We start from the raw sequence: 13,643 nt of genomic DNA, 5'->3' as shown, positions 1-13,643 counted from the left end.
ACAGGTCCACGCTGAATCTCGAAGACTTCCTCACGAGTGAGAGCGGTTTCCCCAGGCCCGACCTCCAGGGCCAGGCACCCGGTTCCGGGCGTTGATTTGAAGGTCAAGGGCATGAGCGAAGCTCCAAATTCGTGGGTTTTGACTCCGGGGAGAGATTTCACAGGGACGTGGATGAATGGGCCGTAGAGGCCTCAGAAAAAGACCCGGGGTACCTGAGCCTTGGAATCAGGCCTCATCGCGTGTACGGGCATCTGAGGGCCGGGAATGGGGTGTCTGAGCACCCTGATTAAGTAGGTGGACAGCTGAGCATCAACGCGGCCGCACCGTTCGTGGCTGTCCTACGCTTGAGGCCCTGCCCTACCATTGAGTCCTTGGTCTGGGCTTGGGGTCCTGGCTCTTGGGCGACCCTGCCTTGAGGTTGCAGTCCCGACACATGGCCTGAAGGAACCTCGGGTCATCACCGTGTTCCACACCACGCATGTGATGGACCTGGGCTGCATCCGGGTCATAGCGTGGGGTGTCTGGTGAGAGGGCCTTACCGCAGCCCTGACACTCCCAATGGTCACGGTTCAGGACATCCAGGCGAATCTTCCGCCACTTGGCCATGTCTGGTTTATTGCGCCACGCACTGGACATTAGAACTCCGAAGAAGCTAGACCCCGGTCTCAACCGGTATTCCGAGGTCCGCGTTTAAGGGCCCCGGGAGTCACTGTGAGAGGTTCAGGACTCAACCGGGGCGCCGGATGCGGGATTACCGCTCTGAGGGTCCGGTACTCCTCATCCAAACAGGCTCAGGCCACACGGTGGGTGTCGGCCCATACAACGTGTGAATTCCACCTGTCGGCTATCCGAGGAACGGGGAATCAGTCCCCCTCCTCATATAGTGGCTGTAAACGTGACAAAATCCGAACCCTGACCGCTCCGAGTTCTGGCCCCACCGATTAACTGACTGTCGGTGGGGACCAGCCTCTCCGCTAACCAAATCCCTGGGCTCCGAGTCTGCGCACCTTTTGCCGTTGGCTGCAAGGCGCTTAGCTCTCCGCTGTCAACACCAGGTCTACGTGCGTTGTCAGGTACCTAACGGCGGCTTCCAGGGATTGCACGTTGTCCCGGAAGTAGCCGAGACCAATGTTGCACCGAGTGCACAAGAGGCCCCGGACGCACAGCCCGCACGAACCCTGATGTGAACAACACGCGTGGTCATGGTCCACAGCGGGAAGCTTCTGCCCCCGCTCGAAGACCCCGCCACAAATGCCACATGAGAAGCCTTGGCGACGCATCAACGCCGTGTATGCCTCGTCCGTCAGGCCCCATTTCTTGAACACGCCCGGAGGCACCAGCGCCACAACCCACACCCTTTACGCGGAGGACCTTCCCCCTTCATCTAGTGGATGTAGGCGTGATAAATGTTCGGCACGCCGAAACCCCGGGGGCCCTTGTTTCTGCCGTCTGGGCCCCGTACCCTCTGGATTCAAGGGCAGGGACCTCGGTCTTTGGCTCAAGGGTTTGACCTGTGCTTATCACTCTGTGTCGACAACCCGTAAAAGCAACTGTAATCACACTGAGTACGAGCGTACGGTTTAGGGATTCCAAGCCTCTGACCTGGGACTATAACGCCAAGGTAACTTACTTGCACACGCGGGGGTCTTAGGACCTCCAAGCCCCTGACCTGCGAAAACATGCCCTCGCCTAAAGGGAACCCAAGTGAGCCCCTCGCCTAGCGCAACCACGAACCCAAGCCAATAAGAACCAAGTTTCCGGTCCGAGAACCCCCAACGGCGCCCGAAGGAGCGCCAGGTGGAATATTCGTGCCGGACATTTGACCCTTAATTCTAATTCTAACTAGTTTCTCTTTCACTCTATTTCAATTCAAATAAGACACTAGAATCCTATTTCTAATGGTAACTAGAATTCTATTGGAATGAGTAACCAAATGGATGAGATTCTAGTTACCTGGATACTAGGAACCTGGAACTAGTAACCCTAGTAATACAGTCTTTAGTCCTTAGCCGCGCGGGCGCGTACACGCGTGTGTGACAACTTTTGTTTTCGGTGAGGTCCAGGGTCCTGGTCATCGGTCAGCCTGGGCAAGCGGAGCCTTGGCGGAGCGGGATGAGGGTCTGAGGGGAGTTGGATTCTCCAACCGACTCGGTCCGGGTGTCCAGGCTCCGAGGACCCCAAAACAGGGGCTGAGAGCCTCTCTAAGGCGTTGAGGGTCGGGGACATGGCTCCAGGATGCCCATTCCTGCCCCCTGAGAGCCTCATAGACGAGAGTAGAGGTCGAAATAGGGTCCTTGTACCGGGGACGAGGTCTGAACCCGTTAGAGAGGCTCTGAGAGTTGATGGTCTGAACCGGGTCCTGTAACGGGTAGCAGGAGCACGTTTCGACCCGAGTCGATGTGTTACAGTGGTTGGGCACTCGGGGACAGGCTCCGGGGCGGAAGGGTGGTGGGTCGGATGTCACACACGGCGGAGCAGATTGCAGGGCACTTCTACGGAGGACCGGAGCGAATGGCGAGGCTCCGGGAACTCGGAATCGAAGACGAAGACATTATCGCCACGCTTCAGGCGGGCGCCTCGAATCGAACCGTGAAGCACCCGGACGTGTTTCAGGTGCCGGTCACCGTGTACGAATCCCGGTTCGAATGCACGGATTGCGAGGGACAGTTTCTGGCGTCAGGTGCCCGGGTCTCGGAGACCGGCGAACTCATCTGCACCCCGTGCTCTGGCAAGCGCTACGGACACGGCGGGGGCTACGACTACTGTCCCGAGTGCGGGCAGACCAAGCCCGTGGACGAGTTCGCGGTACACGAGCCTTATCACCGGAAGTTCGACTCCCGAACCCCGTGCCACGCGTGCCAGGTGGCAGCCATGAAGCCCGCAGGTCCGAAGACGAACACCTGTGCCCAGTGCGGGGGCGAGTTCGAGTCCAAGCGTTCGGATGCGAAGTTCTGCTCTGGCAAGTGCCGGGTTGCGGCTCACCGGGCTGCCCAGGCGTAACGGCTGGAGTCCGGGTCAATGTGCCCTCCGGTCATCCGTTACGAGGGTCAGTCGTCCAACCGGCCCGGGTTCTCGGCCCTCCACGCCTTCACGTCCTCCACCGAGGCCTGAGCCCCGTACAGGGCCCATCCCTCGTTCACCGGGTCCGTGAGCCCCAACCGCTCGTGCAAGTCCTCCGGAATCTCGACCAGGACACCGAGTCCGGACCAGTCGTAGGCCAGGGTTGCCCGGATTCCGGAATTCACCATGAGGTCCCGGACATCTTCCACAGTCATTCCGGCCAGGGCCTCGGCGTAGGTTTTCCCGGTTTCTCGGTATTCGGTCCGGGCGGGGGATTGGGTCTCGGCGCTCAGGTCATGAATCTGGGCCGTAAGCCCGTCCAGTTGCCTCGTGAGGGACTCGAAGACCTTGGGGGTGGGTGCCGTGTTCAACCGGGCTGAGACCTCGTCATAGGCCCTTTCAGCCTGTTCCAGCCGGGCCGTGTTGTCCGTGGCCGGAATGAAGACCTTCTCTACCTGGCTCACAGGTCCGAGGGCATTTTCCAGGTTGCTCATGACCATGTCCTCAACCAGACCGGCCGGGGCCATGCGGTTGTGACCACAGGCTGAGCGGTAGTACACGTATTCGTACACGTGGCCATCCGCCTTGGTCTTCTTCTGCCGGTTGTAGTGGAGACCAGCCTCACACTCCGAACACACGAGGGCTCCGAGCAAGGGGCCGGCTCCGCGCTCCCGCCGGGGAATCTTGAGGGTCTCCCGCCGTGCGGTTTCGGACTGGAGTTCTTCCCAGCGGGATGGGGTGATGAGGGCCTGAGCAGCCTGGACCGGGCCCCCGCTCTCGTCCCGGACCGTGGAGCCCTCATTCGTGGACCAACCCATCAGGGCCGGGTTCGTCATCATTTCGGCGATGGCCTTGGGGTACCAGCGTGAGCCCGTCGGTTCGGCCCCCGTGTACTCCTCGCCAAGGGCCTGGGCCTCCCGCTTGGCCCGGGTCCGGTAGTAGTCCAGGGGTGACAGGACCTCGTCCTGGGTCAGGCGCCAGGCAATCCAGTCCACGGGCTTGCCCTCCAGATACAGGCCGATGATTCGTTCCGTGACCCGGGCGGGTTCGGGGTCAAGGACGAGGGTGTGGCCCGTGCCCTGTTTCGTGGACTTCAGCCAATAGGGCGGCTTGCCTCCAGCCCATCGGCCCACACTCCGGAGGTATTGGCGAGAGCCGAGAGTTCGTTCCTGGACTGCCTCCCATTCGCCTTGGCTCATTTCTGAGAGCACGTGGAAGATGAGTCGCCCGTGTGTGGTGTTCAAATCGATATCAATTGTGGTCGTGTTCAGGTTCTTCTTGTGGTCCACGCACCACGAGAGCAGATGTGCGAGGTGATGTCCGGCCCCGAACCGGTCCAGGCGCCAGGCCACGGTGATGTCCCACTGGTCCACCTTCTCGGGGTCTGTGAGCCAGGACCCGAACTCGGGGGCCTCGAACGGGCGCACGGAGCGGGAGAAGTTCTCATCCACGGCCCAGGCCACGACTTCATGACCCCGGGCCTTGCACCACTCGGTAATCAGTTGCTTCTGCCGGACCACGGAGGTGCTTTCCTCGGTCCACCTGGAGAGCCGGACTCGGCCCAGTACGCGTGCCATGCGTGTAGTGTAGTATGTGAACCTGAGAGTTCGCCCAGGGACGCGGAGGCAAGAAGATGGCTGAGACCCACACCCCCGGTTACGAGATTGAGACAGTCATCCTGAATCCGATTGAGGAGGAGGAAGGCCAGGATGAGGGCCCAGAGCCCCGCTGAGAAGGCCCCAGACGTGAGAAACCCCGGCCCAGGGACTTGGGACCGGGGTTCTCTGGTTTCAGGGGCTCTCAGGCCTTCTGAAGCCTGTCTAGGGGCACTTGTTCCCCAAGGTCATCCCTCAGAGCCTCGGCCATTTCCCGAGAGGTGAAGGTCTGGACTTGGTACATGGCCCGGTCCAGGCCCTCGCTGAAGGCCCAATGCCGGAACAGTCGTCTCTGCTCCGGTGTGAACATCGGGGTTTCGGTCATGTCCTCGTCCTCCTCATCCTCGGAAATCAGGTTCCCGTCGTCATCAAAGACGTTGCCCTCGTCGTCGATGTGCCAACCCATGAACCCACCCCCCGGCATTCGGGGCAGACTCGGTATTGAGCAATGCCTCTCAAATCGAGGTCACATCGTTCGTGCCTGTCTTGGGGGTCCTTGTCGAATTGGCACCAGGGAATCAGCCACTGAACGGTAGGGTCGGCTAACCGGCGCTTCATGTAGAAGTGAAGTGCCTGTTCTGGTCGGTAGCCCCTGAGCGTGAAATCCCCGGACTTCATTTCGACCCCCATCGCCTGGGCAAGGGTCGGAACGTGTTCAGGTACCAGACGTAGAGCCTCAGTCGCAGCATAAAATCACCCCGTGGAACCCGGAGCCCTTGACTTGGCTCCGAACCCAACGGGGTTTCAGACCAAGCCGCATTCTCTGTGTCGAAACACAGTCGCCTTGTGGTGTCATCTGTAGTTGTCCTAGCTTGATGCCCGACCCTGTGCCGGGCGGTCTAGACAGGGTAGCTCAGGGTGTGGGCTCTGTCACCTGGACCTTGTATCGGGTGTGACCCACCTGCACCGAACCCTCACCCATGAGCAGGCGGTCAGCCCCTGCCTCTGAGGCCCTGGCAAGGTCCGGCTTCCCGAGGTGGTCCCAACCCTGGGCCAGGCGCCTCAGCTCTGCCACAAGCTCCATGCGGGTGCCGGTGACCTCGGTCAGGTTCTTCGTGTCCATGCCCGGGAGCTTAGCGTCTGACGCCCAGGGCCCAGTCATCCGATGATATCGGCCGGGGAACTCATTCAAAACGTGGTACTCTGAAATCTGGGAGATGGCTTCTCAAGCCGCATTTTCCCGGGTCAAATTAGTCAGTGATTCTGACTAAAAGGGCCATTTTTGGTAGAACGTGTTTCAGTCCAGGAAGACCGCCGAATAATCTCCGTGGTTCAGGTCACACTTAAGGGTACCCGAATACAGATTCCGGGCATTCGACGAGGCCCAGACCAGCGGTTTTACAGGTGTTATTATTCCGTGACCGACTCCGGGTGTTCAGAAGTGTCAAGTAGAACAGGTTCTGCCAATTCTGACACTGTTTTCGAGGACATCCTACGTCCTATTTCCGACCCTTGTGGACCCTGCTTAAGCCTCTGACCTGCGAATATGCGGGAAAATGGGGTCACAGGATATTTTTCTTGACGCTCACCGGTAGTACTATGTAGGAGGGTATGTTGCGGGGACAAGCCCCTAGGCGAGTCCGAAATCCCCACGGACAACCCGACTCCAGAAGGCCCCGTAAAGGCCCCTCAGATGGCCGTAGACGGCCGCAAGGGTCGAGTTGGATAGATGATACCGGAGAAGGGTCTCAGGGCCTCTCAGGCCTTACCCCTGAAATCGGCTCAGACCTCGGATGAATGAGGGCCAGGTGCCCCGAACTCCCCTGGCCACTGAGTGTGGTCCGGCCCTGCATGCTAGTATGTGAAGCACATTGTTCGACACGTCGAACTCGTACGAGAACGTCTGCCCCGGCGAGACCGCCCGCGCGTTGCCGCCGGTGATGGTGCCGCCGAAGGAACCCTTGCCGTTCTTGGTGGGGATCAGCGAACGCAGCACGGCGGACACCGTGGTCTGGTGGCCGTCGGAGCTGCCGAAGGTGATCGAGTAGTCCGCGTCGCCCCCGGAAGCCGGCGTGGCCAGCGAGACCTTCACCGGCTTGGTCTGGCCCGGCTTCAGCGCCAGCACGGCCGGGGAGACCTGGCCGTACGGGACCGCTCGCTGCGTGGACGTGGCCAGCTGGATGTCCCCGGTGTAGCCGGTCGCGCCGGCGGCCGAGTACAGCACCGCGGTCCACGTGCCCGCGGCCGGGCGCGTGACGTCGACGTTCGCGTAGTTCGCCGTCGCCGCGCCACCCTGCGGGCGGCTGTTGGCCACGAACGTGCCGTCCGGCGCCAGCAGCGTCAGCCGCACGACCGGCGTCACGGACTGGCCGTTCACCGTCTTCGGGCTGCCCTGCCACGCCATCCGGGCGAGCAGGCGCTGCGCCCCGGCGGGCACGCTGAACGTGACCTTCTTGTAGGCCCAGTCGGTGCCGTTGTAGTACGGGAAAGTGGGCAGCGTCTTCGAGTCGAACGCGGTGGTCTGCGTCTGCGTCGCCTGCGGCGCGAACGAGCGCGTGCCCGCCGTGACGGTCAGCGGCTTGTTCCCGACGTTGGTCACGTTCACCGTGGCCTTCTGCGTGCTGCCCGGCGCGCCCTCCAGCGTGAGCTGGTCGGCCGACAGCGCGATGTTCGACGCGACCCCGGCGGGAGCACCGCTGGTGCCCGGCGACGTCAGGGCCGCTTCCACGGCCGCGCGCGCGTCGAGCAGACCGGAGCCCTGCTCGTCGGCCGGCAGGCCGAGGTCCCGCGTGGTGCCGGTGATGAACTGCTTGACCTGCGCTGGTGTCGGCGACGCGCCGTGGTGCGTGCCGCGGTAGGCCTGGATCACGAGCGCGGCGACACCCGCGGTCAGCGGGGCTGACTCACTGGTGCCACCGAAGGACTCGAGGTCCGTCGGCTGCGGCACGGTCTTGAAGTCGCGGCATTCGGCGTACGCCGGCGCGCAGTCGGCCCAGTTGCCTTCGCCCGGGGCGACCAGGTCGATGGTGCGCCCGTCCTGCGTGATGCCCGACGACGACAGCGCGGAGATGTTGTCGCTGGTCCACTTCCCGTTGGAGAAGGGGAACGCGGCGTAGGTCGTCTGCGCGTAGAGCCGGTTGTCCGTGGTCGCGCCGGCGGAGATCACCAGGGGGTCGGTGGCCGGGCTGCCGATGGTCGAGGTGATGCCCGCGTCGCCGCTGGACGCGGTGACCGTGACCCCCGCGGCGACGGCCTCGTCGTTGAACACCTGGAACAGGTTGCGGGAGCTCGCGTCCGGGTACTGGTTCAGACCGAGCGACTCGTTGATCACGTCGACGTGGTCGACGGTCACGGCGTAGTCGATCGCCTGCAGGACCGCGGAGTTCGTGGCGGTGGAGCCGAAGACGTTGAGCCCCACCAGGCTCGCGCCCGGCGAAACGCCCTTCACCACGATGTTGCAGCCCGCCGGGAGCGGGTGCTTCTCGTTCACGAACTTCGACAGGTCGTGCACCACCACCCCCTGCGCGGCGATGGACGACGCGTCGCCGAACGCCTCGGCGCCGGACTCCGTGGTGTTCGGGCCGTCACCGGAGAAGTCCTGGAAGTCGGTGAACACGTGGGAGCCGTCGGGGCGGATGAAGTCCGCGTAGTTCGGGTCCATGTTGTCCGCGAGGAACGCGACCTTCACGCCCTTGCCGTCGGCGAGGTCCGAAGCGGACTTGGACCCGTCGGTGCTGTACGCGTGGATCGAGGTCAGCGCCTCGGGCTCCAGCAACGGCTTGGCCGGGTCGCTCGGGCAGATCGCGTTGGGGTCCTGGTTCTGCGCCGTGGCGCCGCCCGCCTTGGGCGCTCCGGCGTCCGCGGACTTGGCCGGGTTCGCGTCCGGCAGCGTGACCTTGCTGTCCGGCAACACCTGCGCGACGGCCGGGTCGGCCGCCAGCTGCGCCGCCTGGTCGGGCGTCACGGTTGCGGAGAACGCGTTGCCGAGCGCGAAGTGCTTGACCTTGGCCGGCGCCGTGCCCGTGAGCTTGGCGAGCACCGACTCCTGCTGCTGGGTCGCCTGGGCCCGCCGGGTCCCGGAGGCGGCCTGGGTGGCCGGCGCGCCGGGCAGCTGGTCCTTGAGGACCACGATCACCGATTGCGGTGCGCTGCTCGCCTGAGCGACGGGCGCGGCGACGGCGGCCTGGCTGCCGAGCTGGGTGACCCCGGCCAGTGCCAGACCGCCTGTCGCGGCTATGACGAGGGCGCGAACGGATCGCGAGGAACGCCGCATGTGCAGCTCCCACTTCCTTCTCGAAGGGTTCGAAAGTTACCGGCCCCGACGAAATCGAACCCGGTCGTGCCGGGTTCGATTTCCCAAGTGGGAGAACTATTTCGCGCGTCTCGACGATCCACAAGCGACAATAGTGGTGAAGCTGGCCGAACAAATGGGACGGCATTTCCGGATTGCCCGGAATGGCCGTCCCATTTGCGGTGAAAGCGAATTCCGGCTCAGGTCACAGGAAGGTGACTGCGGGAGTGGCGCGCGACCACGAGCGTGCCCGCGAACGCGACAACGGCGAGACAGCCGAGGAGCATCGGGTAACTCGCGACCCCGCTGAGCGCCGCCAGCAGCGACGGCAGCAGGAAGCCGATGTAGGCCAGCGCGTAGTAGACGCCGGTCAGCTGAGCGATTTCCGCCGGCCGGGCGAGCCGTTGCAGCTCCAGGAGTCCGGACACCACGACGAGGCCGTACGCGGTGCCGAGCACAACGGCCGTCACCAGCGCGAGCCACGGCGACCCCAGGTCCGCGGCGACCGCGCTGAGGACCAGACCAGCGCACAGCACCGCCATGCCGGTCAGCACCGCGCGGGCGCTCGTGGTCCGGTCCACCCGCTTGGCGATCGGCTGGATGCCCACGCCCGCGCCGATCGCGCACACCGTCAGCAACGTGGAGTAAGCGAGCGACCACGAGCCGAGCTCGGCCTGCACCAGCTGCGGCATGATCGCGTAGGCGACGCCGCACGAGCCGAAGATCCACGGCGCCATCGGCAGGATGATCCGGCGGAAGCGCGGGTGCCGCGTGGTGGCCGGCAGCCGGCTCAGCGCGGGTTTGCGGCTTTCGGTGCCGAGGGTCTCCGGGCTGCCCGCGGCGATCGGCAGCGCGAGCAGTGCCAGTCCGATGTGGACGGCGAACGGCAGCACCATCGGCCACGGCGCCCACTGCGCGAGCACTCCCGCCACCCCCGGGCCGATGCCCAGGCCGAGCGTGAGGCACAGCGCCGCGCGCCGGGTGCCGAGGTCGGCGGCGCCGGCCGGGTCGGCGTCGGCGAGCTCCTTGATCCACGTGGAGCCCACGGCCATCGCGACCGCCACGGCCACCCCGGTGAGGAACCGGCCCGCGGCGATCCACGCGACACCTTCCTCGCCGAGCGCGATGAGCAGGCTGGCGAGCAGCGACAGCACGGTGCCCGCGAACATCACGGGGCGGCGACCGTAGCGATTGGACAGTCCACCTGAGAGCAACAGGCCCGGCACGAGGCCGATCACGTACGCGCCCAGGAGCGCGTCGACGGTGAAGGTGGAGTAGCCGGCTTCCTTGTACATCACCAGGAGTGGTGTGAACTGGTTGCCGCCCCACCCGCACGCGAACACCGCGGCGGCGGCGCCGAACCACTTCGGCCGGGTGGTGATCGCTTCGGGCGGCGGGGCGCTTTCGGCGGTCGCGGTCATCGGCGGTGCACCTGGTCCAGGTGTGAGCGAAGGGCCGGGCCGAACGCGTCGGCGTTGGCGCGTTCGATGATGGCCAGCAGGTCCTCGTGCTCGCGCAAGACCACCGGCAGCAGCGTCGGCACGGGACGCAGCGCGTGCACGTTCATGCGGCGCTGGCGGTCGGCGAGCGTCGCGTAGAAGTCGAGCAGCAGCGCGTTGCCGCCCGCCGCGACGATGGTGCGGTGGAACAGCTCGTCGGCCTCGGCGAAGCCGTGCAGGTCGGCGGCCTCGGCGTGGCGGCGCTGGGTGTCGAGGACGCCGCGCAGCTGCTCGAGCGCGTCAGGGATCAGGTCGGGTCGCCGCACGAGCCGCCGCACGGCGGCGCCCTCGACGGCTTCCCGCGCGTCCAGCACGTCCTCGGCTTCACCCGGCGGCACGGGCACCACGACGGCGCCGCGCTTCGGGATCAGGTTGAGGAACCCCTCGACCTGAAGCCGCAGGAACGCCTCGCGCACGGGCGTGCGGCTCACGCCCAGCCGCTGCGCGATCTCGCCTTCGCTGAACAGGTGCCCGCCGGGCAGCTCCCCGGTGAGCACGAGCTCCTTCGTGAGCCGGTACGCCCGGTCGGCCGCGCCGGGCGCGGTGTACTTGGCAGGTGTCACGGCTTGGACGCTAGCATGCGTTCAAGCTTGTATCTAAGCGGTTGTGACCTGCTGCTCACCCGACCCAGCGGAGCACCGGTGCCGTCGTCAGTGCGGCGGGCTGGAGGCGTGCGGCGGTCTCGACGGTGAAGGTCGCCGACTCGCCCGGCAGCAACGTGACGAGGCAGTGGTCCACCGTGGCGTCGGCGGCGAGTCGATCGGGGAACAGGCACACCTCGCGCATCAGCGTTTCGGCGACGACAGTGACCTCGTACCCGCCGTCGAAGCCGGTGACGGCGTGGGTGAAGGCGGCCTCCGGGTAGGCGATGTCCTTGTCCTCGGCGAAGAACCAGAGGGCGCGTTCGTCGCCGGCGTCGGCGACGAGGAACTCGCGGGTCGGGTCGGCGGGGGTGAACTCCGGCCCCAGGACGGTGCCGGGGGCGACGGACGCCGACGCCAGTTCCTCGCCGGACACCGACATCCGGCGCACGTCGATCGCGGCCGGCGAGAAGCCGAGGGTGAACACCGTGAGGCCCTCGGGGCGCGGCTGGATCGTCAGCAGCTCGTCGGCGTAGACCTCGCGCAGCGTGTACCACAGCGGCTTCGGCCGCCCGGCGCCGTCGACCGCCGCCCACGAGGTGACGGGCCAGCAGTCGTTGAGCTGCCACACGATCGCGCCCGTGCAGCGCGGCGCGTGCGAACGGTAGTGCTCCACGGCGAGCCGGATCGCCCGGGACTGGTTGACCTGGTTGAGGAAGTGCCAGTCGTCGAACGTCTCCGGCGGAGCGAAGTGCGGCGCGAGGCCACGGGCGAGCTTTCCGTTGCCGTCGAAGGCTTTCTGGTGGTGCAGCACGCCGGGGGAGTCCGCGGCGAGCGGTTCGTCGGGCACGGCTTCGGTGAGCGTGGCGTACGTCGGCGGCGCCTGCCAGCCGAACTCGGACACGAAGCGCGGCACGGTGTCGCGGTAGCCGAGGTAGTCGCGCTCGTTCCACACGTCCCACACGTGCTGGCAGCCGTAGTCGGGGTCCAGCGCGTCGCGTTCGGGCGAGAGCGCCCACGGGCTGCCCGGCACGTACGGCCGCGTCGGGTCCAGTTCGGCGACGACGGCGGGCAGCAGCTTCTCGTAGAAGCCCGCGCCCCACGGCCGGCCCGCGAGCCGTTCCTGCCAGTCCCCGTGGAACCAGCCGAGGTAGTTCTCGTTGTTGCCGCACCACAGCACGAGCGACGGGTGCGGCGCCAGGCGCGTCACGTTCTCGCGCGCCTCGGCCTCCACCTCCGCGGCGAGCACGTCCTCGGGGTAGGGCATGCAGGCGAACAGGAAGTCCTGCCACACCAGCACGCCCTCGCGGTCGCACTCGGCGTAGAACTCGTCGCTTTCGAAGATCCCGCCGCCCCACACGCGCAGCAGGTCGATGTTCACGTCCTTGGCCTGTTCGATCCGGCGCGCGTACCGCCCGGCGTCGACGCGGTGCGGGAAGCAGTCGTCGGGGATCCAGTTGGCGCCACGCACGAACAGCGGTGTCCCGTTGACCGACAGCGTGAACGCGCCGGCGGTCGTGTCCAGCGCCACCGTGCGGAAGCCGATCTCGCGCGTCCAGCGGTCGAGCACGGTCCCGTCGGCGGCTTCCAGCGTGACCTCCAGCGGGTACAACGGCTGCTCGCCGAGCGTGTGCGGCCACCACAGCCGCACGCCGGGCACGCGCGCGGTGTCACCGGCCGCCTCGACGTCCCCGACGCGGACCCGGACGCGGCCCTCGCCTTCGACCTCCGCGTGGACGGTGACGACCCCGTCCGCGCCGTCGACCGTGATCACCGGCCGCACCGAGGCGAGCCGGCCCGTCGTCACCTCGAGCCGCGCCGGCCGCCAGAGCCCGGCGGTGACGAGCGACGGGCCCCAGTCCCAGCCGAAGTTGCACGCCATCTTGCGGATGAAGTTCGACGGCTCACCGTCGTTCGTGCGCGGCAGCGGGTGGCCCGCGGCGCGCTTCCGTGCGTAGCGCACGGCGGAGGCGAAGGTCACCGCCAGCTCGTTGCCCGTGGGCCGCAGCTCGCCGGTGGGGAAGCGGTACGAGCGGTGCATGTTCTCCGTCGTGCCGAGCACCCGGCCGTTGAGCTCCACCGACGCGACCGTGTCGAGGCCGTCGAACGCGAGCGCCGCCGTACCCGGCTCGTCCGGGCGGTCGAACGTGGTCTCGTAGCGCCAGTCGGTGAGCCCGATCCACTGCACGAGGTCCTCGTTGCGGTCGAGGTACGGGTCGGGGATCAAGCCGGCGGCGAGCAGATCGGTGTGCACCGAGCCGGGCACCGTGGCCGGCACCCCGGAGCGCAGCCGCGCCACGAGCTCGGCCGGTACCCCGGCCAGGTCGCCGGTCGCGCGCACCGTCCACCGCGTCAGGTCCATCCGCATGCCTCGCGTCCTCTCTCCCGGGCCGGCTCCGGCCGTCGCCGCGATCATGCCCTGTCTCGTTCTTGTCCACCGGCGCGAGGCGCTGCGGGCTGGCTGCTCTCAATGGTCTGAACCACTGCTCCCTTCGCCGTGCGAGGTTCCCGGACATCGGCAAATTCCCTGATCCTGTCCGGTTTTCTGTCTGCCGCCGGGTGATCGGCCGCCGGGTGGCGCTGACAGAATTCCGCGACGTCGGGTGAGCAGTCGACC

General features: G+C 66.0%; 8 protein-coding genes. All 8 read right to left on the bottom strand.

Features of this window, described 5'->3' with window-relative positions; all coding sequences use genetic code 11:
- Window positions 1-1,031: 1,031 nt before the first annotated feature.
- The 8 genes from ACIA77_RS11225 to ACIA77_RS11190 all read right to left on the bottom strand — a co-directional run bounded on the left by ACIA77_RS11225 (window position 1,032) and on the right by ACIA77_RS11190 (window position 13,394).
- Complete coding sequence (locus ACIA77_RS11225) at window positions 1,032-1,325, bottom strand: endonuclease domain-containing protein (protein WP_395886191.1); 294 nt, start codon at window positions 1,323-1,325, stop codon at window positions 1,032-1,034.
- Window positions 1,326-3,047: 1,722 nt separating this feature from the next.
- Window positions 3,048-4,637, bottom strand: a complete 1,590-nt coding sequence (locus ACIA77_RS11220) for a recombinase family protein (protein ID WP_395885694.1) — start codon at window positions 4,635-4,637, stop codon at window positions 3,048-3,050.
- A 223-nt stretch (window positions 4,638-4,860) separates the two neighbouring features.
- Window positions 4,861-5,121: a hypothetical protein gene (locus ACIA77_RS11215; RefSeq protein ID WP_395885693.1), complete on the bottom strand. Its 261-nt coding sequence runs from the start codon at window positions 5,119-5,121 to the stop codon at window positions 4,861-4,863.
- 447 nt (window positions 5,122-5,568) lie between these two features.
- Complete coding sequence (locus ACIA77_RS11210) at window positions 5,569-5,778, bottom strand: hypothetical protein (protein ID WP_395885692.1); 210 nt, start codon at window positions 5,776-5,778, stop codon at window positions 5,569-5,571.
- 642 nt (window positions 5,779-6,420) lie between these two features.
- Window positions 6,421-8,928 carry a S8 family serine peptidase gene (locus tag ACIA77_RS11205; protein ID WP_395885691.1) on the bottom strand — a complete coding sequence of 836 codons (2,508 nt, stop codon included), beginning with the start codon at window positions 8,926-8,928 and terminating at the stop codon, window positions 6,421-6,423.
- A 218-nt stretch (window positions 8,929-9,146) separates the two neighbouring features.
- The gene (locus tag ACIA77_RS11200; RefSeq protein ID WP_395885690.1) at window positions 9,147-10,367 is read right to left on the bottom strand and encodes an MFS transporter; all 1,221 of its coding nucleotides are present in this window, start codon (window positions 10,365-10,367) and stop codon (window positions 9,147-9,149) included.
- Window positions 10,364-11,008: a GntR family transcriptional regulator gene (locus ACIA77_RS11195; RefSeq protein WP_395885689.1), complete on the bottom strand. Its 645-nt coding sequence runs from the start codon at window positions 11,006-11,008 to the stop codon at window positions 10,364-10,366. Before ACIA77_RS11195 ends, ACIA77_RS11200 begins: the two co-directional genes overlap by 4 nt.
- 55 nt (window positions 11,009-11,063) lie before the next feature.
- Window positions 11,064-13,394, bottom strand: coding sequence for a glycoside hydrolase family 2 protein (locus ACIA77_RS11190; RefSeq protein ID WP_395885688.1), 2,331 nt, complete (start codon window positions 13,392-13,394; stop codon window positions 11,064-11,066).
- Window positions 13,395-13,643 lie beyond the last annotated feature (249 nt).

The organism is Amycolatopsis sp. NPDC051903, from assembly GCF_044452505.1.
Classification (GTDB): domain Bacteria; phylum Actinomycetota; class Actinomycetes; order Mycobacteriales; family Pseudonocardiaceae; genus Amycolatopsis.
Note: the sequence above shows the minus strand (reverse complement) of the source record. Positions and strands in the feature narration are given on the sequence as shown.

Excerpts from the sequence above, each read along its gene's own strand:
- ACIA77_RS11220 (WP_395885694.1), bottom strand. The coding sequence starts at position 4,637 with ATGGCACGCGTACTGGGCCGAGTCCGGCTCTCCAGGTGGACCGAGGAA.
- ACIA77_RS11215 (WP_395885693.1), bottom strand. The coding sequence starts at position 5,121 with ATGGGTTGGCACATCGACGACGAGGGCAACGTCTTTGATGACGACGGG.
- ACIA77_RS11210 (WP_395885692.1), bottom strand. The coding sequence starts at position 5,778 with ATGGACACGAAGAACCTGACCGAGGTCACCGGCACCCGCATGGAGCTT.
- ACIA77_RS11205 (WP_395885691.1), bottom strand. The coding sequence starts at position 8,928 with ATGCGGCGTTCCTCGCGATCCGTTCGCGCCCTCGTCATAGCCGCGACA.
- ACIA77_RS11200 (WP_395885690.1), bottom strand. The coding sequence starts at position 10,367 with ATGACCGCGACCGCCGAAAGCGCCCCGCCGCCCGAAGCGATCACCACC.
- ACIA77_RS11190 (WP_395885688.1), bottom strand. The coding sequence starts at position 13,394 with ATGCGGATGGACCTGACGCGGTGGACGGTGCGCGCGACCGGCGACCTG.